Origin of the sequence: Bifidobacterium sp. UTCIF-38 (assembly GCF_006454495.1) — a bacterium.
Taxonomy (GTDB): domain Bacteria; phylum Actinomycetota; class Actinomycetes; order Actinomycetales; family Bifidobacteriaceae; genus Bifidobacterium; species Bifidobacterium callitrichos.
Window position 1 is genome coordinate 1 of record NZ_JFAL01000028.1, and the last position, 25,304, is coordinate 25,304.

Below are 25,304 nucleotides of genomic sequence, written 5' to 3' on the forward strand. Positions count from 1 at the left end.
AATGAAAAATCATCGGTACGACAACCACACCGGCATATCCAAGAACCATCAGCGAAACGGGAATCGCATAACAGGATATCTTTCGACCGATGGATGCCTTATTCATTCGCCGCGAACAGCATAGAGCAACAACACACAACACAGACGAGAGCAACGAACACGCAAAAGCCACAACAAGACACCACATAATAAGCAGAATGGAACCAACGGCAGTGAGATATAAGGCAATCGCGAGAAACAGCAAACCCACGATCGACAGCACAGAGCATTTATTCATCAATCGCCATCGTCTTTTGGGGGAAAAATCTTTTTCATTGACATCTTTCTCCTTACGCCGGAATCTCCATCGATTCCCTTGCAATTATGATAGACCAAACGGGACGGCCTCAGTAAGTGTGCAATTGGCTTGGCGGTTGAACGCCTGATTCTGTCGTCAGCTGTATTGCCGTCGGCCGTGCCACCATACGCCGCATCGTCATCCGCCATCCACCTCATCCGCCGTGCCGACAGGCAGGAGGCCCGACACCCAGACGTTCGGTCCGATGTCGGCCGGTCCGACGTCATCCGGTCCGACGCCCATGCCGATGGACGTTCCCGCCACAACCCGCACAACGCGCCGATTCCACACCGTCGTGCCCCACTACCCGCCCACAACGCGACCAGAACCGCATCTTCGCGATCTTGTGGCAGCAATCCCCGCCACACCACAGCCAACCCCGCCCTTTCGAACACTTATGGCAACAGGCCCCGCCACAACACGACGAAATCAAGGCAACGCAAGAGTTGTGGCACGCCCCTCCACGACCGGATCCTTGGAATTCCGCCATTCCACGACAATCGCATCCACAGCACCCCAGACGCGCATCGACACAACGCACCCAGAATCCCCTTCCCGGACACTTGTGGCAACGGATTTCGCCACAACACGCCAAAACGGTCAGAATGATCACGTTATGACAACAAACACGATAGGCAGACGCCGATCGATACGCCAATCAAGCCGTCCGGCACTGCCGCTTATCCACCGGCTCATCCACCGTCATCCACGGGAGCCGTCTGACGGAAACGCGGCCGGCCGACCGACCGGTATCGTAGGTGCATGGACAGTTCAACGACGAACCTCATATCGAACCATGCTTCGGATACGGAGATGCCATCGGACGCCGCGCAGGACGCATCACCGCCCAATCCCCCAGCGACCACGCGGAACACCTCGCCGGACGCGCCACGCGACACGATTCCCGCGCCGGCCGAGCCGGTGACGCCGGGCATGCCGCTCGCGCCCCGGCCGAAGCCGATCATTCCGCCGATTCTCATCGACCGCGATCTGCCGGGTCCACTGAGTCTCAAACGCCTGACGATCCTCGGTTCGGTCGGCGGACTGGACTCGCGCAGCGGATACTGGATCGAGCACGCCGACACCCTGTACGGGCGGGCGATGATCACCGAGCGCATCATCCCGTTCGCGACGATCGCCTGCGCGTTCACCGCCCTGTGGGTGTGGATGGGCGGCACGTTCCCCGACACGTTGGACGTGATGTCGCGCTCGCACTTCCGCAAGACGCATCACGGGCGCCGCGTGCGCGCGTTCGACCGCAAGGTGGAACACCGCGATCTGGCGCGCATCGGACCCTTGCGGGTCACGCGTCCGGCGCGCACGGTGTGCGATATCGTCACGATATTCGGCGATCGCACGGAGGACATGCTGCTCATCGAGCCGATCGCCGACTGCATGGACGTCTACGACTTCTCCCCGGGCGACTGCATGACGATCCTCGACGAGAACCCGTGCATGCCCACGGTCCCGCAGGCGCGCACCCTCCTGCGGTCGGTCAGCCGCATCTACGCCCAGCGGCGGGCAGGGAATAATTCGGCCCCCTCGTCAGAGGAGGCCAAGAACGAAATCAGTCCTGCTTGAGCTTGAGGACGGCGGTATAGATCTGCTTGCGATTGGGCAGGGTGCCGTCGGGCAGTGGGTGCTCCTCGGCGACCTGGCTGATCGCCTCCTTGATGCGCAGCCCGTCCTCGAGTGCGCGGTCGATGGCCAGTCGGGCCAGATCCTCGATCGACAGCGTGCTGGGAGCCGCGGCGGTCGCCTCCTCGTCGGACGCACCGGCGACGACGAGCACCATCTCGCCGCGCGGCGGATCGGAACGCACGCCGTCGCGGATCTCGATGATCGTGCCGCGGCGCACCTCCTCGTAGTCCTTGGTCAGTTCGCGGCACAGGGCCATGCGGCGGTTCGGCCCGAACGCCTCCAGCAGGTCGTCCATCGAATCGTCGATGCGATGCAGCGTCTCGTAGAAGACCATCGTGCGCCGTTCGGGCAGGAGCGTGCGCAGGTGTTGCATGCGTTCGGAGTGCTTGCGCGGCAGGAATCCCTCGTAGCAGAAGCGGTCGGTGGGCAGTCCTGACAGGGCGAGCGCGTCGAGCACGGCGGACGGTCCGGGCGCGCAGGTGACCGGTAGTCCGCGTTCGATGGCGCGTCGCACGATCGCGAGCCCCGGATCGTTGATCGTCGGCATGCCGGCGTCGGAGACGACGAGGACGGTCGCGCCCGTCTCGACGTTGTCGAGCAGCCCGTCGGCCTTGTTGCGCTCGTTGTGGTCGTGGTAGGCGATGACGCGGCCGTTGACGTGCACGCCGAGGCGGTTCGCCAGATCGTACAGGCGACGCGTGTCCTCGGCGGCGATGATGTCGGCGTGCTCGATGAGCGCCTTCAGACGCTCGGAGGCGTCGAACACATTGCCGATCGGGGTGGCCGCGAGCACCACGGTCCCGACGGGGATGCGCACGGCCGCAAGGGGCCGGGACTCGTCGTGAGGCTGGGGATCCGTGATCTCGATAACGTCGTCTGCACTAGTCATAGTCATGGTTCCAGTATCCCCCATTCGCGCGTGACGGATGCCGCAGGCTACGTAAATTCCCTCTTAAATTGCGCGCCCAGGTCCACCGGCGATGACCGGCGATGACCCATGTCCGCCGATGCAATCGCACGCAATCGCACGCAATCACTATCTGGACAGCATCGGTTCATCTGCACGGCTGTTTTTCGTCCACGATATAGCGGCGCGACGCCCACCCTGAGTAATCTGCATCTCGGATATCGATATCGCGGCGAAAGAGGGACGGCAACGGCATGAGCACGATCTGGCAGGTGTTTACGCGCGATCTCATGCGGATCCTGCGCAATCCGGTGGCGCTGGTGGTCACGCTCGGCGTGGCGATCATCCCGTCACTGTACGCGTGGTTCAACATCCTCGCCAACTGGGACCCGTACTCCGCCACCGGCAACATCCAGGTCGCCGTCGTCAACGACGACAAGGGCACCGATTCGCCGATCGCGGGCAAGCTGGACGCCGGCGCGCAGGTCGTCGCGCAGTTGAAGAAGAACACCCAGCTCGGATGGCGCTTCGTCAGCCGCGCGCAGGCGATGGACGGCATGCAGAAGGGCGAGTACTACGCGGCGATCGTGCTGGACGACGATTTCAGCGAGAGCCTCGCGGGCGTGGTCACCGGCTCGGCTGAGCGCCCGAAGATCACGTACTACGTCAACGAGAAGAAGAACGCGATCGCGCCGAAGATCACCGATACCGGCGCGAGCACGATCGACGAGCAGATCAACCAGACGTTCGTGTCGACCGTAGGCGAGGTCGTCGCCAAGGCCGTCACGAAGGCAAGCGACGACATCGCGGACAAGGCGGGCACGACAACCGACGACATCATCGCGGATCTCGACAGGACGAACGAGCGCATCCGCAAGGCGTCGGACACGCTCGGACGTACGCGAGCGAGCCTCGACCAGTCGCGCAATTCCGTCGCCGAGGCGCGGCGGACGCTCGTCGAGCTGAAAAAGGAGCTCGACGCGGCGCGCAAGGTGTCGAACAACGCGGGCACGCTGCTGAACACCGCTCAAAACGACGCGCAGCGCTTCGGCGGCGTGCTGACCGGCGCGTTCGATCTCGGATCGGCGCAGCTGTCCGGCGTGGGCGTGCAGTCGAACATCGCGGCCGGCGCGATCACCGGATCACTCAACGACGCGCAGGCGTCGGTCGACCGCATCACGACGACGATCTCGGTCCCGCTCGACGCCACGGCCCAGACGGTCGCCGACGTGAAGGCCGCGCTAACCAAGGCCGGCATCACGCAGGACACCACCGACCCGCTGGGCCGGCACATCTGGAGCCAGATCAACGTGATCGACACGGCGGTCAAGACGCAACAGCAGCAGGTCAGCGACTTCCGCAACAACGCGACGACGTTCATCACGGCCGGCAAAGACGTCACGACGCATCTGTCGAACGTGGCGGGCACGACCACAAGCGGCGGCATCGCCGGACTCAACGCGGCACGCCAGAACCTCACGACCTCGATCATGCCGAACCTCAACGCGTCGCTCGGCAGCTTCGCCGCGCTCAACGGCACGCTCGCGGGCACGCTCACCTCGCTCGACACGACCATCACGCAGGCGGACGGCCTGTTCTCCCAGCTCGACGGCACGCTCGCCGAGGCGTCGACGACGATCGGCGGCACGCGCGACTCGCTGAAGACCCTTCAGCAGGACGTAACGACCGTGAGGAACGACGTCGCCGCGATCGAAAGCTCCGAGACGTACACCAAGCTGCGTGACCGGCTCAAGCTCAACGACAAGGAGTTCGGCGCGTTCATGGGCAGCCCGGTCACGCTCACCACGAAGACCGTCTACCCGATCGCGAACTACGGTTCGGCGGTCACCCCGTTCTACACGAACCTCGCGCTGTGGGTAGGCGGATTCGTGCTCATCGCGATCTACAAGCTCGAGGTGGACCGCGAGGGGCTGATCCAGCTCACCGCCACGCAGGCCTATCTCGGCCGCTGGCTGCTGCTCGTCGTGATCGGCTTCATGCAGGCGGTCATCGCCTGCACCGGCGACCTGCTGCTCGGCATCCAATGCGATCATCCGCTGCTGTTCCTGCTCGCCGGCATCTTCTGCTCGTCCGTGTACATCAACATCATCTACGCGCTGGCGGTCGCGTTCCGGCACATCGGCAAGGCGGTCGCGGTGATCCTCGTGATCATGCAGATCCCGGGCGCATCGGGCCTCTACCCGATCGAGATGATGCCGGACTTCTTCCGCGAGCTGCACCCCTGGCTGCCGTTCACGTACGGCATCAACGCGATGCGCGGGCCGATCGGCGGCCTGTACGAGAACCACTACTGGCTCGACATGATGCACCTCGCCTACTATCTGCCGGTCGCCCTGTTCATCGGACTGGTCGTACGCCGCTACGCGATGAACCTGAACGCCCTGTTCGACAGTCGTCTGAGCGACACCGACCTGATGATCACCGAACACAACACGATGGTCAACGAGCGGATGAGCCTGACCTCCGTATTCCGCGAGGCCTCCGACTCCAAGGATCTGCACGAGCTGCTCACGCGCCGCGCGCACCGGTTCTTCACACGCTACCCGAAGCTCATCGTCTCCGGTCTGGTGATGCTGACCGTGCTGCCGATCGTCTTCCTCGTACTGCTGTTCGCCACGCAGGCGAAGATCGCGATGCTCACCGCATGGATCGTGTCGATCATCGTGATCGACGCCTACCTGATCATCGTCGAATACACGCGCGAAAGCTACTCGCGCCAGCTGGGCACGGGCGCGATGACCGCCGAACAGTTCCGCGACGTGATGCTCAACGGGTACATCTGGCGGCGCGGACGCAAGGGCAAGGGCGGCAACGGTAACGGCATCAAGGGAGGCACGCGATGAGGAACATCTGGCGCATCTTCGCACGGGACGTCCAACAGGCCACGCGCAACGTGATCGCGATCATCGTGGCGATCGGACTGGTCATCGTGCCCGCCCTGTACGCGTGGTACAACATCGCGGCCAGCTGGGACCCGTACGGCAACACGAAGGCACTCAAGGTCGCCGTCGCGAACACCGACAAGGGCTACAAGTCCGACCTCATGCCGGTGACGATCAACGTGGGCGAGACCGTGGTCAGCGCCCTGCGCGCCAACCACCAGCTCGACTGGCAGTTCGTCGGCAAGGACAAGGCGATCGACGGCGTGCACTCCGGCGAATACTACGCGGCGCTCGTCATCCCCTCCAGCTTCAGCGCCGACATGATGACCCTGTTCTCCACGAAGGTCAAGCACGCGGAACTCGACTACTACCTCAACGAGAAGATCAACCCGATCGCCCCGCACATCACCGATGAGGGCGCCTCCACCGTCGCCACGACCATCGACCAGACGTTCGTCACGACGATCGGCCAGGTCGCGATCGGACTGGCGTCGAACGTCGCGAAATACGCGGACACGCCGCAGATGAAGCAGTACGTGACCAACGCCACCGGACACATCAAGGCGATGTCCTCGCAGCTCAAATCAGCCTCCGCGCAGGTCGGCGCGTACGCAAACCTCATCAAATCGACCGAAAGCCTCGTCGCGTCGACCGACAAGCTGCTCGGCTCGACCGGATCGGCCGCCGCGGACGCCAGGAAGGCGATGACGCAGGCGAAATCGAGCGCCGACGGGCTCAAGAACGTGATGTCGAGCGCGAGCGCGCAGGCCGAGGCCGCGCTCAAACGCGCCGACAAGGCGTACGCGGAAGTCAGCAGCGAGATCGACGCGGCGTTCGACGACGTGAAGGTGCAGACCGGGCAGACGTCGGCCGCACTGCGCACATTGCAGGGCAAGGTGCAGGCGCACGCCGACGCGTACGGACAGTACGCCGAGTCGCTGCGCGCGCTCGCCGAATCGGCGACGCTGCCGGCGGTGAGGGACGCGCTCGACGCGGCGGCCGATCAGGCGGCGGACACGCAGGCGAAGCTCGCGTCCGCAGCCAAGGCGCTGGGAGAGGCGGCGCAGCGGATCGACGATGACATGGCGGACGCGGAGCAGACGCGCGCGGACCTGAAGGCGCAGGTCGCCGACGCACGCGCGGCGGTCGACAAGGCGGCGAACACGTATCGCACGACGTTGAAGCCGCAGCTCGAGGCGCTGGAGTCGTCGATCGACGAGCTGACCGCGCAGACCGGCACCGTGATCGACCGCCTGTCCGGCGCGACGGACGGCATGGCCTCGCTCACGGACGGTGTCGGCGGCGGCCTCAAGGAGGCGCGCGGCGCGTTGGGCGATGTGTCGAAGGCGCTCACCGATTCGGCGGCGAAGCTGGACGATCTCAACGCGAAGTTCGCGACGCTGACGAGCGGACTGTCGGGCGGGTCCGACGGGTCAGGCGGGTCAGGCGGGTCCGACGCGGGGGCGAACGGCCTGTCGGCGATCATGTCGGCGGACCCGGAGGAGATCGCCTCGCTGCTGTCCGCTCCGGTTCAGGTGGATCGCAAGGCGATCTATCCGATTGCGAACTACGGTTCCGCGATGACGCCGTTCTACACGATCCTGTCGATCTGGGTGGGCGCGATCGTGCTCGCCGCGATGATGAAGGTATCGATCTCCGACCATGAGAAGGCCGTGATCCTGGGGCTCGGCAACAACCTGCCGCTCGGCTCCGACGTGGGATTGCGCGAGGCGGTGAGGATCGGACGCGCGGCCGGGCCGGGCGCGATGCTCGACGTGCTGCGCAAGCCGCACTCCGAATCGCCCGGCAACGCGCGGCAGTTCGGGCTCAAACTGCATCAGGAGTATTTCGGCCGATACATGATCTTCGGTCTGCTCGCGCTGTTGCAGGGCACGCTCGTGTGCCTCGGAGACCTGTTCTACCTCGGCGTGCAGTGCAAGCATCCGTTCCTGTTCCTCATGACCGGATGGCTCGCCTCGCTGGTGTTCTCGAACCTCGTGTACACGCTCACGGTGTCGTTCGGCGACATCGGCAAGGCGATCGCCGTCGTGCTGCTCGTCATGCAGGTGGCCGGCTCCGGCGGCACGTTCCCGGTGGAGACCCTGCCGCCGTTCTTCCAGGTGATCGCCAAATGGCTGCTGTTCCCGTACGGCGTCGACGCGATGCACTCGGCGATGGCCGGCTACTACGGCATGGAGTACTGGATCTCGATGGGCAAGCTGGCCCTGTTCCTGGTGCCTTCGCTGCTGCTCGGTCTCATGCTGCGCAAGCCCGTGATCCGCCTCAACGACTGGATCATCCGCAACCTCGAAAGCACCAAGGTGATGTAGGGCCTTCCTGCAGTTACCGGCTCAGATCCAGCGGTCGGACATCGCGAAGCTGTTGTGCATCAGGTTGCTGGACGTGTAGAGCACGTCGTTCAGCAGCGTGTGCGCGTGGGTCTCGAGGAAGGCGGCCATGCGTTCGTTGGCCTTTGCAAGCGCCGACGGCACGTCGGTCGGATCATCGTGCACCCCGGCCGGCGCGTCGGCGTTCGACCGCTCCGACGTCGATGCCGCCGCGATCGCATCCTCGACCTCGGCATCGGTCGCCTCGACCAGGCGGTGCCCGAACACGCGCACCTGCTCGACGTACCGGCCGATCAGGTTCTGCGTCTCGAACCAGTGCGCGTCCGCGATCACCGCGATCAGACGGTTCGTCCAGTACAGGTTCGCGGTCGACACCTCCGGCGTCGTATCGCGCAGATACGCGGGCGTATCGTCGACGTTCGCATAGAACGGGGCCGCGGTCGTGAACGGGCCGGAACCGTACGAGATCCACATCACCGCACGGGAGGCCTCCGGCGCGTACGGGCGCAGCTGGATCGCGACCATGTGTCCGGTGCGATTGACGCCGATCGGACGGTAACGGTGGCGCGATTCGGGCGTACCGAGCGTGCCGTACGGATCGTAGGGCGTGTCCTCGAAGTGCGATCCGAGCAGGAAGTCGATGTCCTCGATCGACACCTTGCGCTCGGGCACGCGGCACCACGGGATGTCATCGGAGATCGGCGTGAATCGCGCGTTGGGAGAATCCCAGTCCTCGCTCGGGTTCAGGTGACGCTGCATGTACCAGGCGCGCGGCGTGTTGTAGATGTGGTCCCTCGGCGTGGAGTCGCCGAACACCGCGCGCGGGTTGAATCGGTCGCGACGGTGGGTGGAGACGGCGCGGCGGGAGGTGTGCGCGCGCATCGTGCGATCGAGGCGATGATCGACGATGAACTCGCGCAGGTCGGCGCTGCACATGTACTCGCGCTGATCGCCGAACGCGTCGGACAGGTCGAAGTCGTCGATGCCGAGCTGGTTGGGGATCGTCGCGTAGCAGTCGTCGGGCACGCGGCGGGCGATCCAGTGATGGCCGCCGATCGTCTCGACGTACCAGATCTCGTCCACATCGGAGATGATCACGCCGTTCGACTCGTACGTGCCGTACTGTTCGAGCAGTTCGCCGAGGCGGGCGACGCCCTCGCGCGCGGTCCTGACGTACGGCAGGACGAGGGTGATGATGTCCTCCTCGCCGATGCCGCCGGGGACTTCGGCGGAGTTCTCGCCCGTGTTCTCGCCCGTGTTCTCGCCCGCGGGGATCAGTTCGACGAACGGATCGGCGGCGGCCACACGCTCGTTGACCGCGATGGTCTCGGTCGCGCTCATCGCGACATTGTATTCGTTCGCGCCCGCCTCGGCGAGGATGCCGCGATTATCGAGCACGTTCGGCACGATCGAGTACCGGCACGGGTTGTCCGGCAGGTCGATCTCGACGTGGCTCAGGACGCTGAGGTAGTGGCGTGGCTGGTCCTTCGGGTCGACGGCGATGAAGCGCTTGGGATCGTAGCGGCCCGAACCGGAGTCATCGTCGCGCGCGATGATGGTCGAACCGTCGTAGCTGGCTGCTTTTCCAACAAGAATGGTGGTGCATGACATGCCGCCCTACTCTAGGAGGGTCGATGCGCCCGGGCAAATCATGCTCAGGGATGATTCGCGGATATGAGCCGCGCACGGACGTGGCTTGGATGGGCGGCACCGGATCACGGGCCGCACGAAGCCGGATGGCAGTCACGCTGCCGTCGCCCCCTCCATCCACCTCCAGCGAGACACCCGCGTCACTCTACATACCGTGGATCTCTCCCCATGATCCCTCAGCGAGAGCTCGCCGCACGCACCTGACACCAATCTCTCGCTAACACCCCGCTTAGCGAGAGGTTTCCACCACTGCCCGGCACAGATCTCTCTCCTGCACCGCATAAGCGAGAGATTCCTGACAGCCCCTAGCACCAACCTCTCCCCAAGCGCCACTCCAGCGAGAGATTCCGGTCACCCGCCACACCACAGCCAACCCCGCCCTTTCGAGCACTTGTGGCAACAGACGCGAGAGTCGGCAAACCGCCACCACCGGCATTGGCACCTACGAAAGGAAATGAAAAACCCTCCGGAGGTGGAATTCCGGAGGGTTTGTGGAGCTGATGGTAATCGAAACCACGACCTCTTCGATGCGAACGAAGCGCTCTACCAACTGAGCTACAGCCCCTTGGTGTGTTGTCTTGCTCCGCAGGACAACTCGCTTCAATATAGTCGATTCTCACGCGTTCGCAACTCGACACGCGGAAGAATCCCCAATCACGCCAATGTACGTCACGCCCCGAGCACGCCGACCGGAATCACATAGATGCCGTCCTCCTTGCGCCGGTACGCAAACCTCCCCACGCCAACGAGCACGGCCAAAAACTCCGGTTCACGCGTTCTGGCGCTTGGATTCTTCAGCAGTTTCTCGCGCATACGAACCAAGTTAGCCACGGCACCGGGAACCTTGTCCTCACTGGACTTGATCTCGATTCCGGCCCATCGTCCATCGGCCAGCTCAATGACGACGTCGCATTCCAGCCCCGAATCATCATGGTAATAACGCACTGGCTCCATACCGATGTTCGGCAACGCACGCGCATACACCAGCAGATCACGGACGCAAAGGTTCTCGAACAGGAATCCGAATGTCTGCCAATCGTCCAGCAGGGCCGCAGGACTCATGCCGAGCACCGCGGCCGCGATGGATGGATCGGCGAAATAGCGGCGAGGCTTCGTCTGCAACCGCTTCGGGTCACGCGCCGGAGGCACCCACCCGCGGACCGGATCAATGACGAACATGTTCTCGAACATCGTCACGTATTCGGACACCGTACGTTCGGAGATGAAGTCATCCAGATTCTCTTCCGTCCCATACATATCCTTGCGCAGCGTCTTGAACGTGACCGCCTGACTGATGTTTCGAGCAAGCGAGTCAAGTAGCCTGCGTGCGTTATCCGGATCCTTGCCTTGTTTCGGCACGCTTTCCGACAGCGTCAATCGAATATATTCACGAATCAGGATCTGGGCATCCGCGACCGGCATTCCCGCCGCCTCCGGCCATCCGCCACGGCACGCCGCATCCAGCAAGGACCGAGTATCGACCGATGATCTGGCAGCAGCAAATCGATGATCAAACAGACCGGCAAGACTGACCTCGCCGCTGGATACACCGGATTCCGCAAGCGTCATGGGGTTCATCCGGATACGTCCGATACGTCCGGCACCGCTATGGTGCGGAGTTTGCTGCCCTAGTGGAGTGGACGATCCAGTGAGAAGCCATCGCCCCTTTTCCCCGGGTTCGTCATCGACACTATGGCGCACCTCGTCCCAGATATCCGGCACAAGCTGCCATTCGTCGATGACGTGGGGACGTTCTCCGATCAACATCAATGACGGATCGGCACGCGCTACGTCCAGATTGCTACCGCGATCAACATACGTGATGCTGGACGCGTGCGCACGTGCCGACCACGTCTTGCCGCACCATTTGGTACCGGCGATCTCCACGGCACCAAAGATGCGCATATATCTTTCGATTTGCGCATCGACGATCCGCGAGCGATATCCCGTCGGCATGATGCCGCCAGATCGACGCCGCTCCACGTCCTCACTCAACATCTCAGAATCCGCCAAATTCCAGCCTTCCTGTTGCCAACCACACCAATGTCATGCACATCAACCGCCAAAATCCGAATTTTTCAACTTCCAAAATCCGAATCTCACAACTACAATAATCCGAATTCTCCAACTACCAAAATCCGAATGATACCGAATGCGGGACTCGGCTGATACGACAAGGTCCGGTCCTGCGAGGACGAGGACCGGACCTGGATCGGAACGTCGAACCGAAGCCGCAACCGCGGGCTGGCGAACGTCACTGGGCGGCGTGGGCGGCGGGCTTCTTCTTGCCGAACTTGGCCTTGAACAGGCCGATGATCGTCGGGGCGAGCGAGACCAGCAGGATGAGGACGATCACCAGCTCGAAGTGATCCTGCACGGCCGGAATGTTGCCGAAGAAGTAGCCGAGAAGCGTGAACAGCGACGACCACACGAGGCCGCCGAGCACCGAGAACGGCGCGAAACGGCTCCATCGCATGCCGGAGATGCCGGAGATGAACGGCATGAACGTGCGGATGAACGGGAAGAAGCGTCCCAAGAACACGGCCAGAGGGCCCCACTTCTCGATCATCTTCTCGGTCTTGGCGATGCGCTCGGGGGTCATCGCCTTGACCTTGCCGGACTGGATGATGCGGCGGCCGAAGAAGTGGCCGATGAAGTAGTTGCACTGGTCGCCGACGATCGGGGCGAGCCACACGACCGGCAGCAGGAAGTGCAACGGCAGCGCGGCCTTGCCGGTCACGGCGTCGGGGGCGGCGAACACGCCCGCCGCGAACAGCAGGGAGTCGCCGGGCAGGAACGGGAAGAACACCACACCCGTCTCGATGAAGACGATCAGGAAGATGAAGCCCAGCGTGGGCGCCACACCCATCGCGATCCACCCGGCGATCGCCGCGCGCGGATCCTTCAGGAGTTCAAGAATGAAATTGATAAAAGCCATAGCGCTGTCACTCTATCAGTCGCGGGCGTCACGCCGGGACTGTCTCACGCCTCCAGACGCCGGCGCACGAAACCGTCGAGCGCGGCCGGGTCGATGCCCGCGTAGCCGTTGATCGAGGCGAACTGCGGACCGGCGGACGTGTCGGTGCGGATCGTGCAGGTCTGCGCGATCGTCGTCGCACCGGACGCGGCGCCCGCGGTAAGACCCACGAGCGTGTCCTCGAGCACCACGCACTTGGCCATGTCCTCGCGTGCGATGCCGAGCTTGGAGGCGGCCAGCAGGTACGGCGCCGGATCCGGCTTGTGTTTGGCGTCGTCGTCGCCGCACACATAGCCCGCGAAGAGGCCGGGGGCGGCGTCGAGCACGTTCTCGACGATCGGACGCGGGGAGGTGCTCACCAGCATCGACGGGATGCCGGCCTCCTTGAGCGCGCGCAGCACGTCGGTCACGCCGTCGATCCACGGCATGTGGATCTTCTCCTGATCGAACACGTACTGCTTGAGCTGCCTGTCGATCTCCTCGACCGACAGCGTGCAGCCGTGCTCGATCATGCGCCGAGCCACATCGGGCACCGGCGTGCCGGAGCACTCCCAGCCGAGATCCTCGCTCCACGTACCGTTGTTGGCCGCGGCGATCTCGAACTCGCCGTTATGCCACAGCGGCTCCGAATCGATCAAAGTGCCGTCGAGATCCCAGAACACCGCCTTGAGCAGCATGATTCCTCCGTCCGTCGCGTGCAGGCCGCGAACGCTTGCGGCCTTCCATCGGTTCCATCACACCAAACCAGCCCGACAGTCGCCGCGCGCGACGTGCCGGAATCGTGCGGAGGAATAGAAAAACCGTACGCGGGATGACCGGCAATAACGGCCCTCGCGTACGGGATGACAGCAAAGATCTGCGATTCAGCGCCAGATGACCAGCGACTTGTCGTCGGGCGAATCGCCGTAGCCGAACGCGTCGCCGGCGTCCGCCCCGCCACGCGACGGGCGTGGCGTCGGACGGCCCGGCAGCTCGCGCATCTGCGTGCGGATCGCGCGACGCCACATGCGCGCGCTGTTCGACCGCTGCATCTCGACGATGTCACCATCGCGCCCGGCGGCGAACACGCTCTCCTCGCCGGCCGTCTGCAGGCGACGCACCTGACGGCGCAGCTGCCGGTTCTCCTCCTGCAACGTGAGGATGCGCGTCACGCCGGACAGGTTGATGCCCTCGCTCTGGATCATCCGCTGCGCCTGGACGAGGCGGTCGATGTCACGCAGGCAGTAGCGGCGGGCACCGCCCTCCGTACGCTGCGGGACGACCAGCCCGACGCGATCGTACTGGCGGAGCGTCTGAGGGTGGATGTTGGCAACTTCGGCGGCCTGCCCGATCGTGAACACCGGCAGTTCGAGATCGAAACCGGCCTCGTCGGCGCCGTCGAGATCTGCGCGACCGAGCACGATCGCCGTCGCGCACATCGCGTACAGCTGGCGCAGTTCACGCGCGACCCTCACCATCATTCACCTCCAAACCACTTGTGCCACTTGTCGCTCAGCGCGGGATGTAGTCGCCCGCGGCCTTGTCGAACTCCTTGGCGGCGTGCTTGACGCCCAGACCCGGCTTGACCGGCACCTGGATCATCACGCGGCCGATGAGATCGCCCGGCGTGTTGCCGACCTGCACGCCCTTGCCGGCGACCTTCACCTCGGTGCCGCTGGACGAGCCGGCGGGCACCTTGAACGTGACGGTCTCGCCGTCGATGTCGGTGGCCTCGACCTTCGCGCCGGCCACGGCCTCGCCCACGCTCACGGGCAGATCCATCACCAGATCATGGCCGCGCATCGCGAACTTGGAATCCGGCTTGACGCTGACCTGCAGGTACAGGTCACCGTGCGCACCGCCGTTCAAACCCGCGTGGCCCTTGCCGGCCAGACGGATCTTCTGGCCGTCGCGCACGCCCGCGGGGATGTGCGTCTTGAACTTCGAGCCGTCCACGGACAGCGAGACGGTCGCGCCCTTGGCGGCCTGACGAAGCGTCAGGGTGATCTTCGAGTTGCGGTCCTTGCCCTTGGTAGGGGTCGGAGGCTCCTCATACGAGTAGCCGCCGGGGCCAGCACCGTACGCGCCCTGCGATCCGGCACCGGCCGCACCGCCGAACATCGAGAAGATGTCGTTGAGGTTCGGATTGCCGCCGCCGGACGTGGTGAAGCGGATGTTCCCGTTGCCGCCCATGCCGGAACCCTGTCCGAACATCGAACCGAAGATGTCGGAAAATCCGGAGGCGTCGAAGCCGCCCTGACCGGAACCGCCGGCGAAGCGGGCGCCGCCCATGCCGAACTGGCGGATGGCATCGTACTTCTGGCGCTGATCCTTGTTGCTCAACACGTCATAGGCCTCGGAGATGTCCTTGAACTTCTCCTCCGCCTCCTTGGTCTTGTTGAGGTCGGGGTGGTACTTGCGCGCCAGCTTGCGGTAGGCTTTGGTGATCTGCTCGGGGGTGGCGTCCTTGGAGACACCAAGGACTTTGTAGAAGTCTTTGCTCAGCCATTCGTTCTCAGCCATTCATGTCTCCTTTCGTGCTGTTTTGTTTTTCTTGCAAATAAGTAAATAAGTAAGTATGGGTAAGTGCGTTGCCGCGTGGGCGGGCGGTTTGCGCACTGAGACACGCTCCGGGCCGCTCTGGCCAAGTCTTTACGGTCACAATGCGCAAACCGCCCGCCCACGCTCACTTGGGTGCGTAACTTGCGTTACGTTTGTCCCACGCCGACATACCCCCGGCCCACCGGTGAGTTTGCAGAAATCTAGTCGACTTCTACAAACCCCTTTTAGAGGGTGGGAGCCGAGGGATCAGTTCTGGGGGGAGGCTACCACTACTCGGGCGGCGCGGATTACGCGGTCGCCGATGCGGTATCCGGCCTCCACTACGGTGTCGACGGTCTCCTTCTCGGCCGATGCGTCCGGCTTGTGCAGGATCGCGTCGTGCTTGGTCGGGTCGAAGTCCTCGCCGGCCTCGCCGAACTTCTCGACGCCGAACTTCTCGAAGGCCTTGTCGATCTTCGCGGCGACGGCCTTGAAGGACTCGTCCATCTCGCTGTTGGCGCGGATGCGATCGATGTCGTCGAGGGCGGGCAGCAGGGCGGTCAGCACGTCGATGATGCCGTGCTGGCGGAAGCGCTCCTGCTCCTTCTTCGCGCGATTGCGGTAGTTGATGAACTCCGCACGCTCGCGCTGCAGGGCCTCGAGGTAGTTGGCGGCCTCCTTCTTGGCCTGACCCAGCGGGGTCAGGGTGTTGTCGGAGTCCTTGTCGGCGGCCGCGGCATCGGCCTGGTTGGAGGTCTCTGCCTCAGTCGCGCCATCCGCCGCGCCGGCTCCCTCCTCAGAGGGGGCCGAGGTCTTGGCGGCAGCGGCGTCGGCGGGGGTGTCGGCCGGGGCCGACGACGCGGCGGTGTCGCGCGCGTCGTCGGGGTCCGGCAGATCCTTCAGGTAGTCGTCCTTGTTGAATTCAGCCATCGGACGGAACCTTACTTGTTGTCCTTGTCGTCGTCATCCACGACTTCGGCGTCCACCACGTCGTCGTCACCGCCGTTGGAGGCGGAGCCCGACGCGGCACCGGCACCCGCGGCACCCGCGGCACCGGCCGCACCTTCGGCGCCCTGCTGGGCGTAGAGGGCCTGGCCGATCTTCTGGGCGGAGGTCATCAGCTCGCTCTGCGCGGTCTTGACCTTCTCGATGTCGTCGCCCTTCAGGGCCTCCTTCAAGGCGTTGACCTTCTCGGTGACCTCGTTGGCCACCTCGTCGGACAGCTTCTCCTTGTTGTCGTTGACGAGCTTCTCGGTGGAGTAGGCGAACGCCTCGGCCTGGTTGCGGGTCTCGGCATCCTCCTTGCGCTTCTTGTCCTCGGCCTCGTGAGCCTCGGCCTCCTTGACCATGCGGTCGATCTCGTCCTTCGGCAGGCCGGAGCCACCGGTGATGGTCATCGACTGCTCCTTGCCGGTGCCCTTGTCCTTGGCGGACACGTGCACGATGCCGTTGGCGTCGATGTCGAAGGTGACCTCGATCTGCGGGACGCCACGCGGAGCCGGCGCGATGCCGGTCAGCTCGAAGGTGCCCAGCGGCTTGTTGTCGCGGGCGAACTCACGCTCGCCCTGGTAGACCTGGATCAGCACGGACGGCTGGTTGTCCTCGGCCGTGGAGAAGACCTCGGAACGCTTGGTCGGGATGGCGGTGTTGCGGTCGATGAGCTTGGTCATGATGCCGCCCTTGGTCTCGATGCCCAGCGACAGCGGGGTCACGTCGATCAGCAGGACGTCCTTCTTGTCGCCCTTGATGACGCCGGACTGGATGGACGCGCCGACGGCGACGACCTCATCCGGGTTGACGGACTGGTTCGCTTCCTTGCCGCCGGTGAGCTCCTTGACGAGCTCCTTGACGGCCGGCATACGGGTGGAACCACCGACGAGCACGACGTGGTCGATGTCGCCGACGGAGATGTTCGCATCGCGCAGCACGTTGTTGAACGGCGCACGGCAGCGACCGAGCAGATCGGAGGTCATCTCCTCGAAGTGGGCGCGGGTCAGCGTCTCGTCGAGGTGGACCGGCGTGCCGTCGGGGGTCATGGCCAGGTACTGCATGGAGATGCTCGTCGAGGTCGAGGAGGACAGCTCCTTCTTGGCCTGCTCGGCGGCTTCCTTCAGACGCTGCAGCGCGATCTTGTCCTTGGACAGGTCGACGCCGTACTTGTTCTTGACCTCGGAGACCAGCCAGTCGATGATCTTCTGATCCCAGTCGTCGCCACCGAGGTGGTTATCGCCGTTCGTGGCCTGGACCTGAATGGTGGAGAAGCCGTCGTCGTCCTTGCCGATCTCCAGCAGGGAGACATCGAAGGTGCCGCCGCCGAGATCGAAGACCAGGATGCGCTCGTCCTCCTTGCCCTTCTCGAGGCCGTAGGCGAGGGCCGCGGCCGTCGGCTCGTTGATGATGCGCAGGACGTTCAGGCCTGCGATCTTGCCGGCGTCCTTGGTGGCCTGACGCTGGGCGTCGTTGAAGTACGCCGGGCAGGTGATGACGGCGTCGGTGACCGGCTCGCCGAGGTACGCCTCGGCGTCCCTCTTGAGCTTCATCAGGATCTGCGCGGAGATCTCCTGCGGGGTCCACTTCTTGCCGTCGATCTCGACGGTCCAGTCAGTGCCCATGTGACGCTTCACGGAGGAGATGGTGCGGTCGACGTTCGTCACGGCCTGACGCTTGGCGACCTCGCCGACGAGGATCTCGCCGGACTTGCTGAACGCCACCACGGACGGGGTGGTGCGCATGCCCTCGGCGTTGACGATGACGGTGGGCTCGCCGCCTTCAAGAGTAGCGATGCAGGAATTCGTGGTGCCCAGATCGATACCAACTGCACGTGCCATAATGTGTGCTCCTTTTGTCCTTGCGTGCGTCGCCGAGGCGGCGCACGCCATGTTCTTACGTTCTTCGCCCGAGTTCCGGATGATCATTCCTCGGACCTTCCAAAACTTGAGCCTACACCACTCAACTTCCGACCTGCAAGTTTTATTCCCATATTCCACACAAAAAGTTGAGTGGGGATTGCTCAAGTTTTAGACGGGGCCCTCTCTCGGCGACCGGTCGCCGAGAGAGGGGGCTTGCAGCGAATCGCCATGCCAACGTTCGCAGTAAGATGGTGTACCGTTCTTTGACTCCGGCGATGATGGGAGAAGCAGCATATGACCAAAGCCGATATCCATGACGTCGCCAAGGCGGCGGGTGTCTCCATCTCGACGGTCTCCCGCGCGTTCACACGCCCCGATCTCGTCTCCGAGAAGACGCGGCGCAGGGTGCTCGACATCGCCGATCGCCTCGACTTCAATATCTCCCGCTCGGCCACGGCACTCAAATCCGGACGCACGAACCGTGTGGCGCTGCTGATGAACGAGGAGATCACCAGCTGGTTCAACACGGAGGTGTTCGCCGGTCTGGAATCGGTGATGCATCCCGCAGGCTACGACATCTCCCTGTTCCAGCACATCGATACGGCGGAGAATCGGCGTGAGTTCTTCACGGACCTGCCGATCAGGCGCAACGTGGACGCGGTGTTCGTCGCGTCGTTCGCGATCGACCCGCCCGAGGTGGAGCAGCTCAAGCGCATCCACGTGCCGATCATCGGCATCAACATCCCCTCGACCACCGGATTCGACGCCTCGATCAGCATCGACGACGAGGAGGGCATGTACAGGGCCACGCAGCATCTGATCGGACTGGGGCATCGCCACATCGTGTCCCCCTGCTCCGAGGCGACGGATATGGACGCCTCGATCGACGCCCGCGGACGGGGCTTCATCCGTGCGTGCGAGGGGGCGGCCGCCCGTCGCGGGGATCTCGACTGGCGCGTGCTCAGCGTGCCGCGTGGTCCGGAGTTCGTCGATTCGGCGCTTTCCGCGCTGCTTGCGCTCGATGAGTTCCCCGACGCGATCTGCTGCCAGATGGACATGATGGCGATCCCGATGATCATCAAACTCGAGCGATACGGTCGACGCACACCGCGCGACTACTCGATCATCGGCTTCGACGACAGCATCTACGCGCGAGAGATGGGCCTGACCACGATGCGTCAGGATCCGCGCGCGATGGGCCGGTCCGCGGCTCGCAAGGCCCTCAGGCTGATCAACGGCGAGGAGCTGGACGCAGGCAAGGCCCACGAGACCGTCGAAGCCCAGCTCGTGCTGCGCGACACCGACGCCCCCTACACCGCCTCCTAGTATCCTCCGTTGGAAGTTCGTTGTTGAATTGGCCATCCCCTCGGGCCCGCTTCGGAGTCTTTCCACACGCCCATACGGCCCACTTTCTATTGAACACACACATTTCGGCCGATCCTGTAGGATCCGACGTTGAGTGGGTGGTGGGAAGTGGCAAAAACGTTTGATTCCGTAGGGCCCGATACGTCGATCGGGGTGAATCGAGGATGAATGCGCGATGAGTCGCGATGGGGCTGCCACTCAGTGCATGTCAATCGGTTGATGTTCGTTGAGCGGCAGAAAACCGTGCCGCTCAACGCAATTTCGGCGATTTTTCACGTTGAGCGGCAGACACATCGGCGGCGGGGGCGGTCCTTGCGATACCGGCCATTGCGGAATCGTTGGAAAATAGCCATTTTGACAACATGTCAAAAAGTTGGCGAGGCAGCAATGACGCATCGTCGTGCCGCTCAACGCCAAAAACACTGAAAAATGCGTTGAACGGCACAGGAGGGGTGCGGCCGGACGGCACAGCTGCAGCACAGCTGGACAGTATGGTTGGGCGGCACAGCTGAGGCGTGGCCGAACGGCATGACTGAGGTGGCGTGGCCGGGCGACACACACAATTGAGTCAGTCTGCGATGGCGCGGCCGAGTGTCTAGTACCTCCACCGGAAATTCGTTGGTCTCATCCCATCTCCCCTTGTCGGGGCGTCGCCGTTGGCCAAAACGTCACCGTGAAGAAAACAGTTTCGCCGTTTGCAGGCAACGTGCGGGGCCGACAGGCGAGCCAGCATGACGCGCGCAGCGCGTCCGTAATCGCGGGACGAGCCAGACCGCGAAGCAGGCCTGAAGCAGGTCTGAGGAGTGGTCAATTCAACAATGAATTTACTGCGCAGGATACTAGTGTCCTGTGTTGGAAGTTCGTTGTTGAATTCGGTTGTTGGTTAGATGCCGGTGGTGCGTTGGAGGAAACGGGCCAGGGATGAGAGGATCTGATCGGCGGTCTTGTTCCATTTGAAGGGCCGGGGGTTCTCGTTCCATATCCTGACCCATTCGCGCACGTCCCTCTCCAGCGCCTGGACGCTGCGGTGGTCGCCGCGCTGGAGCATCTGCCGGGTGATCTCGGCGAACAGCCGCTCGACCTGGTTCAGCCAGCTCGAATAGGTCGGGGTGAAGTGCATGCGGAACCTCGGGTGGCGTTCCAGCCACGCGTTCACGCTCGGGGTCTTGTGGGTCCCGTAGTTGTCGCACACCACGTGCACGTCGAGCCCGTCGGGGACCTCCGCGTCGATCTTCCCGAGGAACGAGACGAACTCGGCGGCCCGGTGCCGGCGGTGCGTGGCGCTGATGACGGTCCCGTCGGCCACGTTCATCGCGGCGAACAGGCTCGTGGTGCCGTGCCGCACGTAGTCGTGCGTGCGCCGCTCGGGCATGCCCGGCATCATCGGCAGCGCCGGCTGTGAGCGCTGGAGCGCCTGGATCTGGCTCTTCTCGTCCACGCACAGCACGACCGCGCTCTCGGGCGGGTCGAGGTACAGGCCGACCACGTCGTGCACCTTGTCCACGAACAGCGGGTCGTTCGACAGCCTGAACCCGTCCTCGCGATGGGGCCTGAGGTTGAACGCCCGCCAGATCCTGCCCACGCTCGACTCGCTGATCCCCGTGCGCTCGGCCATCAGCCTGCGGCTCCAATGCGTCGCGTTCCTCGGAGTCTCCTCGAGGGTCGCGACCAGCAGGTCCTCGACCATCCGGTCCGTGATCGTCGCAGGCCTGCCCGGCCGTGGCTCGTCCGACAGGCCGTCCAGCCTCGACTCAAGGAACCGCCGGCGCCACTTGCCCACCGTCGGCAGGCTCGCGCCGACCCGTCCGGCCACCTCCTTGTTCGACAGGCCCTCCGCGCACGCCAGCACGATCCGGCAACGCAGCGCCAGCGCCTGCGACGACCTGCGGCGTCTGGCCCAGCGTTCCAGCTGGTCGCGCTCGTCGTCGGTCAATGTCAACTCGGCCCTTGGCCGACCCGTTCTCGCCATGCGCCCATCATACCAGACATAATAAACGAATTAATGACGGAGGACACTAGGCGCCCGGCTACAGCACGGTGAACACGCATCCGACCAGCAGCATGATCGGATACAGGGCATAGAACACCCACTTGGTCCACGGCCGCGCATAGCCGGCCTCGCCGTTGCGCCAGTGCAGGAACATGACGCCGACGGCCGGCACGATGAGCATCATCGCGCCGAGCAATCCGGCGGTGATCATCATCGTGTTCTCGCGGGCGGCGAGATATCGGAAGATCAGTGCGAAGCCGAGCGTCAACGCGCCCGCGTACATGACGTGCTGGCGCAGACCGACGTTCATCAGCAGATTCCACATGATGCCGGCCAGCACGATCGCCAGGCAGATGAGGAGGCGCGCGGCCGCGCCGGTCGCACGGCCGAATCGCGTCGCCGTCCAGTCGAGCAGGACGAGCACGATCAGGGCGATGACCAATCCCCACACCGGGTTCTGCGACGACATGTCGAACGCCTTGCCGGAGGTCGCGAGGTCGTAGGGCACCTCGCATACGACGGCGAGCGCGGCGAGGCGACCGACGTACGCCCACGCGCCGCGCGTGTGACGATAGCCGTCGACGAGCAGCCATGCGTAGATCGGGACGGCGCACCAGGAGATGATCTCGCACAGGACGATTTCGGTCAGGGAGACCATGTCGGCGGAGGAGATCGACGCCATGCCGGCGCCGGGGTCGAGTGAGACGCCGAGGATCGCGGGCATGAGCGTGGTCGAGGCGATCGACAACGCCATGAACACCGCACCGATCACCTTGAGTCGGAACGAGGTCAGTCCGCGCGACGCACGCGACCGGTTCGGCTGATTCATCGTCATCTCTCCTTACATCACTTGCGGCGGCGCCAGACGGCGAAGCTGTAGGGCGGCAGGGGCATGGCTCTGCCGGCGAGCGCGGGGCGGGATCCCGCATCGCCGTCCGCGCCGATCGAGGCGTAGATGCACGCCCATTCGTCGGGGGCGATCCGTGTGACCTCATCGTACGGCCCGGGGGTCTCCAGATCGACGGTCGGCTGGGTCAGGGCCCTGCCGGTCGGGTTGATGGCGATGCAGTCGTCGCCGACGCGGAAGACGACGGCCGCGTCGTCGCGCTCGACGACCATGCGCGCGCCGCCGAAGTACGCGGGGTTGCCGTGTCGCAGGGCGATGAGCGTGCGATAGTGGTCGACCAGTCCGGATAGGCGCCGCGCGCGACGCCAGTCGAGCCGATTGAGCTCGACCGGACTCTTGTACGAGTCGGAGACGCCGTGCTTGGTGCGTGCGAACTCCTCGCCGCCGAGCAGGAACGGCACGCCGGCCGAGGAGAAGACGATGCCGGCGGCGAGACGGTTGGCGCGCATCAGATCGTCGCACGAGCCGGCCGGGCAGGCGGCCGAGCCGCCGGCCGCGTAGTCGCGCTCCCCCGGCATGCGGCGCATCGCCGCGCACAGCTTGTCCCACAGGGTCAGATCGTCATGCGCGGAGACGTACTGGATCACCCGACCCACGCTCGCGCCTTCACGCGACGTACCGCGCCACGCGTCGACCGCGCGGCGGATGTCGTCGGCGAAGTCGTCGGCGGCGCCGGTCAGATACCCGGGCTCCTTCTGGTAGAAGACGTGACCGCGGACCGCGTCGCGCGTCGAGTCGCAGAACGCGCCGATGCGCGGGTCGAGGTACGGCAGGCCGCGCTTGTCGGCGAGGATGACCGGGTGATCCGGGTTCGGGTCGAGCGCGGTCTCGCGGGCCGACCACGGCTCGCCGTGCATGAGGATCGACGCGCCGTCGGGCAGGGCGTCGAGCGCGGTGCGGACCGCGTTCATCGTGTCCACGTCGATCAGGCCCATCAGGTCGAAGCGGAAGCCGTCGACGTGGTATTCGCGCGCCCAATGGACGACCGAGTCGACGATGTACCTGCGCATCATCGGGTGTTCGCTGGCCACGTCATTCGAGCAGCCGGAGCCGTCGGCGAAGGTGCCGTCGGCCAGGCGGCGCAGCGCGTAGCCGGGGATCATGCGCTCGAACCAGTTGTCCGGCGAGTACAGATGGTTGTAGACCACGTCCATGATCACCTTGATGCCGGCCGCGTGCAGCGCCTGAATCATGCGCTTGCATTCCTCGATGCGCACCTCGCCGTGGAACGGGTCGGTCGAGTATGAGCCTTCGGGAACGTTGTAGTTGAGCGGATCGTAGCCCCAGTTGAAGCCGCGGTTCGGGTCGTCGCGGGGAATCGACTCGTCGATCGAACCGTAGTCGTAGAACGGCATGAGCTGCACTGCGGTGACGCCGAGGTGCTTCAGGTACGCGACGCACGTCGGGAAGTCGCCCTCGCTCTCGACGCTCGTGTCCTCGTGCGTGAACGCGAGGTACGTGCCGCGGTGTTCGGCCGGGATGCCGCTCGCCGGGTCGGCGCTGAAGTCGCCGATGTGCGTCTCCCAGATGACGAGATCCTTGGCGGCGACGTGCGGGCGACGATCGTCGGCCCAGCCTTCCGGGTCGGTTCGCGCGAGGTCGACGACCATGCTGCGCCGGCCGTTCACGCCGGCGGCGCGCGCCCACGGATCGGCGGTGCGATGCGTCTCGCCGTTCGGGAAGCGCACGAGGTAGTCGTAGTAGTCGCCGTGGCCGACGCCGTCGCAGCGTACGAGCCATGTGCCGTCCGCGCCGGGGGTCAGTTCGTGGGTCTCGAACGGTTCGGCGGATTCGACCGCCTCCCCGTCCGATCCGGCGGCGAACAGTCGCAGGGTGACGCCGGAGGCGCTCGGCGCCCACACGCGGAAGGTGGTGCCGTGCGCGTCGGGAATCGCACCGAGGTCGTCGCCGGTGTACACGGGGTAATCAGGGCAGGGCATCGCCGGCTCGGCGCTCGTCGCATCGACCACGGCCAGCGGCAGTGACACGGGTGTCATCCCTTCACCGCTCCAGTCATCGACTCCTGGTAGAAGCGCTGCATGATGATGAAGAGGATCGCGATCGGGACGGAGATGACCACGGCGGCCGCGGCGAAGCGGGCGAACCAGTCGTTGAGGTACTCGCGGGAGAGCATCTGGTACAGGCCGAGGGCCACCGTGTAGTTGTCCTGCGTGCGGGCGATCGCCTTGGCCATGACGAAGTCGAGCCACGGGCCGAGGAACGAGGTCAGGGCCTGGTAGACGAGCATCGGCTTGCACACGGGGATGATGATCTTGGTGAACACCTGCCAGCGGGTGCATCCGTCGAGGTACGCGGCCTCGTCGAGGGACATCGGGATCGTGTCCATATAGCCCTTCATCACGTAGAAGCCCGCGCCGGCGCCGGCGGAGTAGACGAGGATCAGCGCGATCGTCACGCCCACGCCTTGCGTCAGTCCCAGGGACTTCAGGATGAAGTAGATCACGACGACGGACATGATGCCCGGGAACATGCCCAGCACCAGCACGATGTTCATGAACGACTTGCGGAAGCGGAAGCGCATGCGGCTCATGCAGAACGCGACGCACAGCACGAAGAACACGCTGATCGCGCAGGTGAACACGGAGATCACGAACGTGTGCATGAACATGCGCGGGAAGTTGAGCACGTGGTTGTCGGTGAACAGCTTGACGTAGTTGTCGAGCGTGTACTCGGTCGGGAAGAACGTCTCGTTGTACGGTCCCGGGTTCTTGTTGAAGCTCTCGAGGAACACCCACACGATCGGGATGACCCAGATCACGGCGAGCACGGCGAGGAGCAGATGGCTCAGCACGTCGCCGACGATGCGACGCTTGCGCTGGTCGTGCCAGAACGGGTTGCCTGCCGGCTTGGTAACGGTGATATCGGAACGGTTGCCGCTCATGTTGCTGC

General features: G+C 64.3%; 19 protein-coding genes and 1 tRNA gene. 4 read left to right on the forward strand and 16 right to left on the reverse strand.

The genetic code is table 11. The features are described 5' to 3' along the window. Positions 1 to 475: 475 nt before the first annotated feature. Positions 476 to 601, reverse strand: coding sequence for a hypothetical protein (locus tag BW11_RS11905; protein ID WP_258184653.1), 126 nt, complete (start codon positions 599 to 601; stop codon positions 476 to 478). Positions 602 to 1,099: 498 nt separating this feature from the next. On the opposite strand from BW11_RS11905, the gene BW11_RS09760 reads away from it, so the two are divergent. Beyond that, complete coding sequence (locus BW11_RS09760; RefSeq protein ID WP_140445564.1) at positions 1,100 to 1,918, forward strand: hypothetical protein; 819 nt, start codon at positions 1,100 to 1,102, stop codon at positions 1,916 to 1,918. Here the strand turns inward: BW11_RS09760 and rsmI are convergent. Next, positions 1,905 to 2,867, reverse strand: a complete 963-nt coding sequence (rsmI, locus tag BW11_RS09765; protein ID WP_043167764.1) for a 16S rRNA (cytidine(1402)-2'-O)-methyltransferase — start codon at positions 2,865 to 2,867, stop codon at positions 1,905 to 1,907. The genes BW11_RS09760 and rsmI overlap by 14 nt on opposite strands. Before the next feature lie 272 nt (positions 2,868 to 3,139). Here rsmI and BW11_RS09770 point away from each other — a divergent pair, with 272 nt between their 5' ends. Further along, positions 3,140 to 5,749 (forward strand): YhgE/Pip domain-containing protein, encoded by a 2,610-nt coding sequence (locus tag BW11_RS09770; protein ID WP_140445565.1) that lies wholly within the window; start codon positions 3,140 to 3,142, stop codon positions 5,747 to 5,749. After that, entirely contained in the window at positions 5,746 to 8,118 is a 2,373-nt protein-coding gene (locus BW11_RS09775) for a YhgE/Pip domain-containing protein (RefSeq protein WP_140445566.1), read from the forward strand. Before BW11_RS09770 ends, BW11_RS09775 begins: the two co-directional genes overlap by 4 nt. A gap of 21 nt (positions 8,119 to 8,139) precedes the next feature. Here the strand turns inward: BW11_RS09775 and BW11_RS09780 are convergent, their stop codons facing one another. From BW11_RS09780 to dnaK, 9 genes are all read right to left on the reverse strand, one after another. Beyond that, positions 8,140 to 9,747, reverse strand: coding sequence for a C69 family dipeptidase (locus BW11_RS09780; RefSeq protein WP_140445567.1), 1,608 nt, complete (start codon positions 9,745 to 9,747; stop codon positions 8,140 to 8,142). Between the two features lie 531 nt (positions 9,748 to 10,278). Further along, a tRNA-Ala gene (locus BW11_RS09785) sits at positions 10,279 to 10,351 on the reverse strand. Positions 10,352 to 10,455: 104 nt separating this feature from the next. Continuing rightward, positions 10,456 to 11,784: an ATP-binding protein gene (locus BW11_RS09790; RefSeq protein WP_140445568.1), complete on the reverse strand. Its 1,329-nt coding sequence runs from the start codon at positions 11,782 to 11,784 to the stop codon at positions 10,456 to 10,458. Between the two features lie 256 nt (positions 11,785 to 12,040). Continuing rightward, positions 12,041 to 12,724 (reverse strand): DedA family protein, encoded by a 684-nt coding sequence (locus BW11_RS09795; protein WP_043166078.1) that lies wholly within the window; start codon positions 12,722 to 12,724, stop codon positions 12,041 to 12,043. A 44-nt stretch (positions 12,725 to 12,768) separates the two neighbouring features. Beyond that, positions 12,769 to 13,440, reverse strand: a complete 672-nt coding sequence (locus tag BW11_RS09800; protein ID WP_043166077.1) for an HAD family phosphatase — start codon at positions 13,438 to 13,440, stop codon at positions 12,769 to 12,771. A 186-nt stretch (positions 13,441 to 13,626) separates the two neighbouring features. After that, positions 13,627 to 14,220 (reverse strand): heat shock protein transcriptional repressor HspR, encoded by a 594-nt coding sequence (locus tag BW11_RS09805; RefSeq protein ID WP_181162587.1) that lies wholly within the window; start codon positions 14,218 to 14,220, stop codon positions 13,627 to 13,629. Between the two features lie 34 nt (positions 14,221 to 14,254). After that, positions 14,255 to 15,265 (reverse strand): DnaJ C-terminal domain-containing protein, encoded by a 1,011-nt coding sequence (locus tag BW11_RS09810; RefSeq protein ID WP_140445569.1) that lies wholly within the window; start codon positions 15,263 to 15,265, stop codon positions 14,255 to 14,257. Between the two features lie 285 nt (positions 15,266 to 15,550). Beyond that, complete coding sequence (gene grpE / locus BW11_RS09815) at positions 15,551 to 16,213, reverse strand: nucleotide exchange factor GrpE (protein WP_140445570.1); 663 nt, start codon at positions 16,211 to 16,213, stop codon at positions 15,551 to 15,553. An 11-nt stretch (positions 16,214 to 16,224) separates the two neighbouring features. Further along, positions 16,225 to 18,111, reverse strand: coding sequence for a molecular chaperone DnaK (dnaK, locus tag BW11_RS09820; protein WP_043166074.1), 1,887 nt, complete (start codon positions 18,109 to 18,111; stop codon positions 16,225 to 16,227). 315 nt (positions 18,112 to 18,426) lie between these two features. On the opposite strand from dnaK, the gene BW11_RS09825 reads away from it, so the two are divergent. Continuing rightward, on the forward strand, positions 18,427 to 19,458 hold the full coding sequence (locus BW11_RS09825; RefSeq protein ID WP_140445571.1) for a LacI family DNA-binding transcriptional regulator: 1,032 nt from the start codon (positions 18,427 to 18,429) through the stop codon (positions 19,456 to 19,458). 289 nt (positions 19,459 to 19,747) lie between these two features. Here the strand turns inward: BW11_RS09825 and BW11_RS09830 are convergent, their stop codons facing one another. The 5 genes from BW11_RS09830 to BW11_RS09850 form a co-directional block, all read right to left on the reverse strand. After that, on the reverse strand, positions 19,748 to 19,942 hold the full coding sequence (locus BW11_RS09830; RefSeq protein WP_140445572.1) for a hypothetical protein: 195 nt from the start codon (positions 19,940 to 19,942) through the stop codon (positions 19,748 to 19,750). 438 nt (positions 19,943 to 20,380) lie between these two features. Further along, on the reverse strand, positions 20,381 to 21,466 hold the full coding sequence (locus BW11_RS09835) for an IS630 family transposase (RefSeq protein ID WP_140445573.1): 1,086 nt from the start codon (positions 21,464 to 21,466) through the stop codon (positions 20,381 to 20,383). Between the two features lie 58 nt (positions 21,467 to 21,524). After that, positions 21,525 to 22,322, reverse strand: coding sequence for a TraX family protein (locus BW11_RS09840; RefSeq protein ID WP_140445574.1), 798 nt, complete (start codon positions 22,320 to 22,322; stop codon positions 21,525 to 21,527). An 11-nt stretch (positions 22,323 to 22,333) separates the two neighbouring features. Further along, on the reverse strand, positions 22,334 to 24,382 hold the full coding sequence (gene pulA, locus BW11_RS09845) for a type I pullulanase (RefSeq protein WP_258184655.1): 2,049 nt from the start codon (positions 24,380 to 24,382) through the stop codon (positions 22,334 to 22,336). 5 nt (positions 24,383 to 24,387) lie between these two features. Continuing rightward, a complete protein-coding gene (locus BW11_RS09850) occupies positions 24,388 to 25,296 on the reverse strand; it encodes a sugar ABC transporter permease (protein ID WP_107044911.1) in 909 nt (302 codons plus the stop codon). Positions 25,297 to 25,304 lie beyond the last annotated feature (8 nt).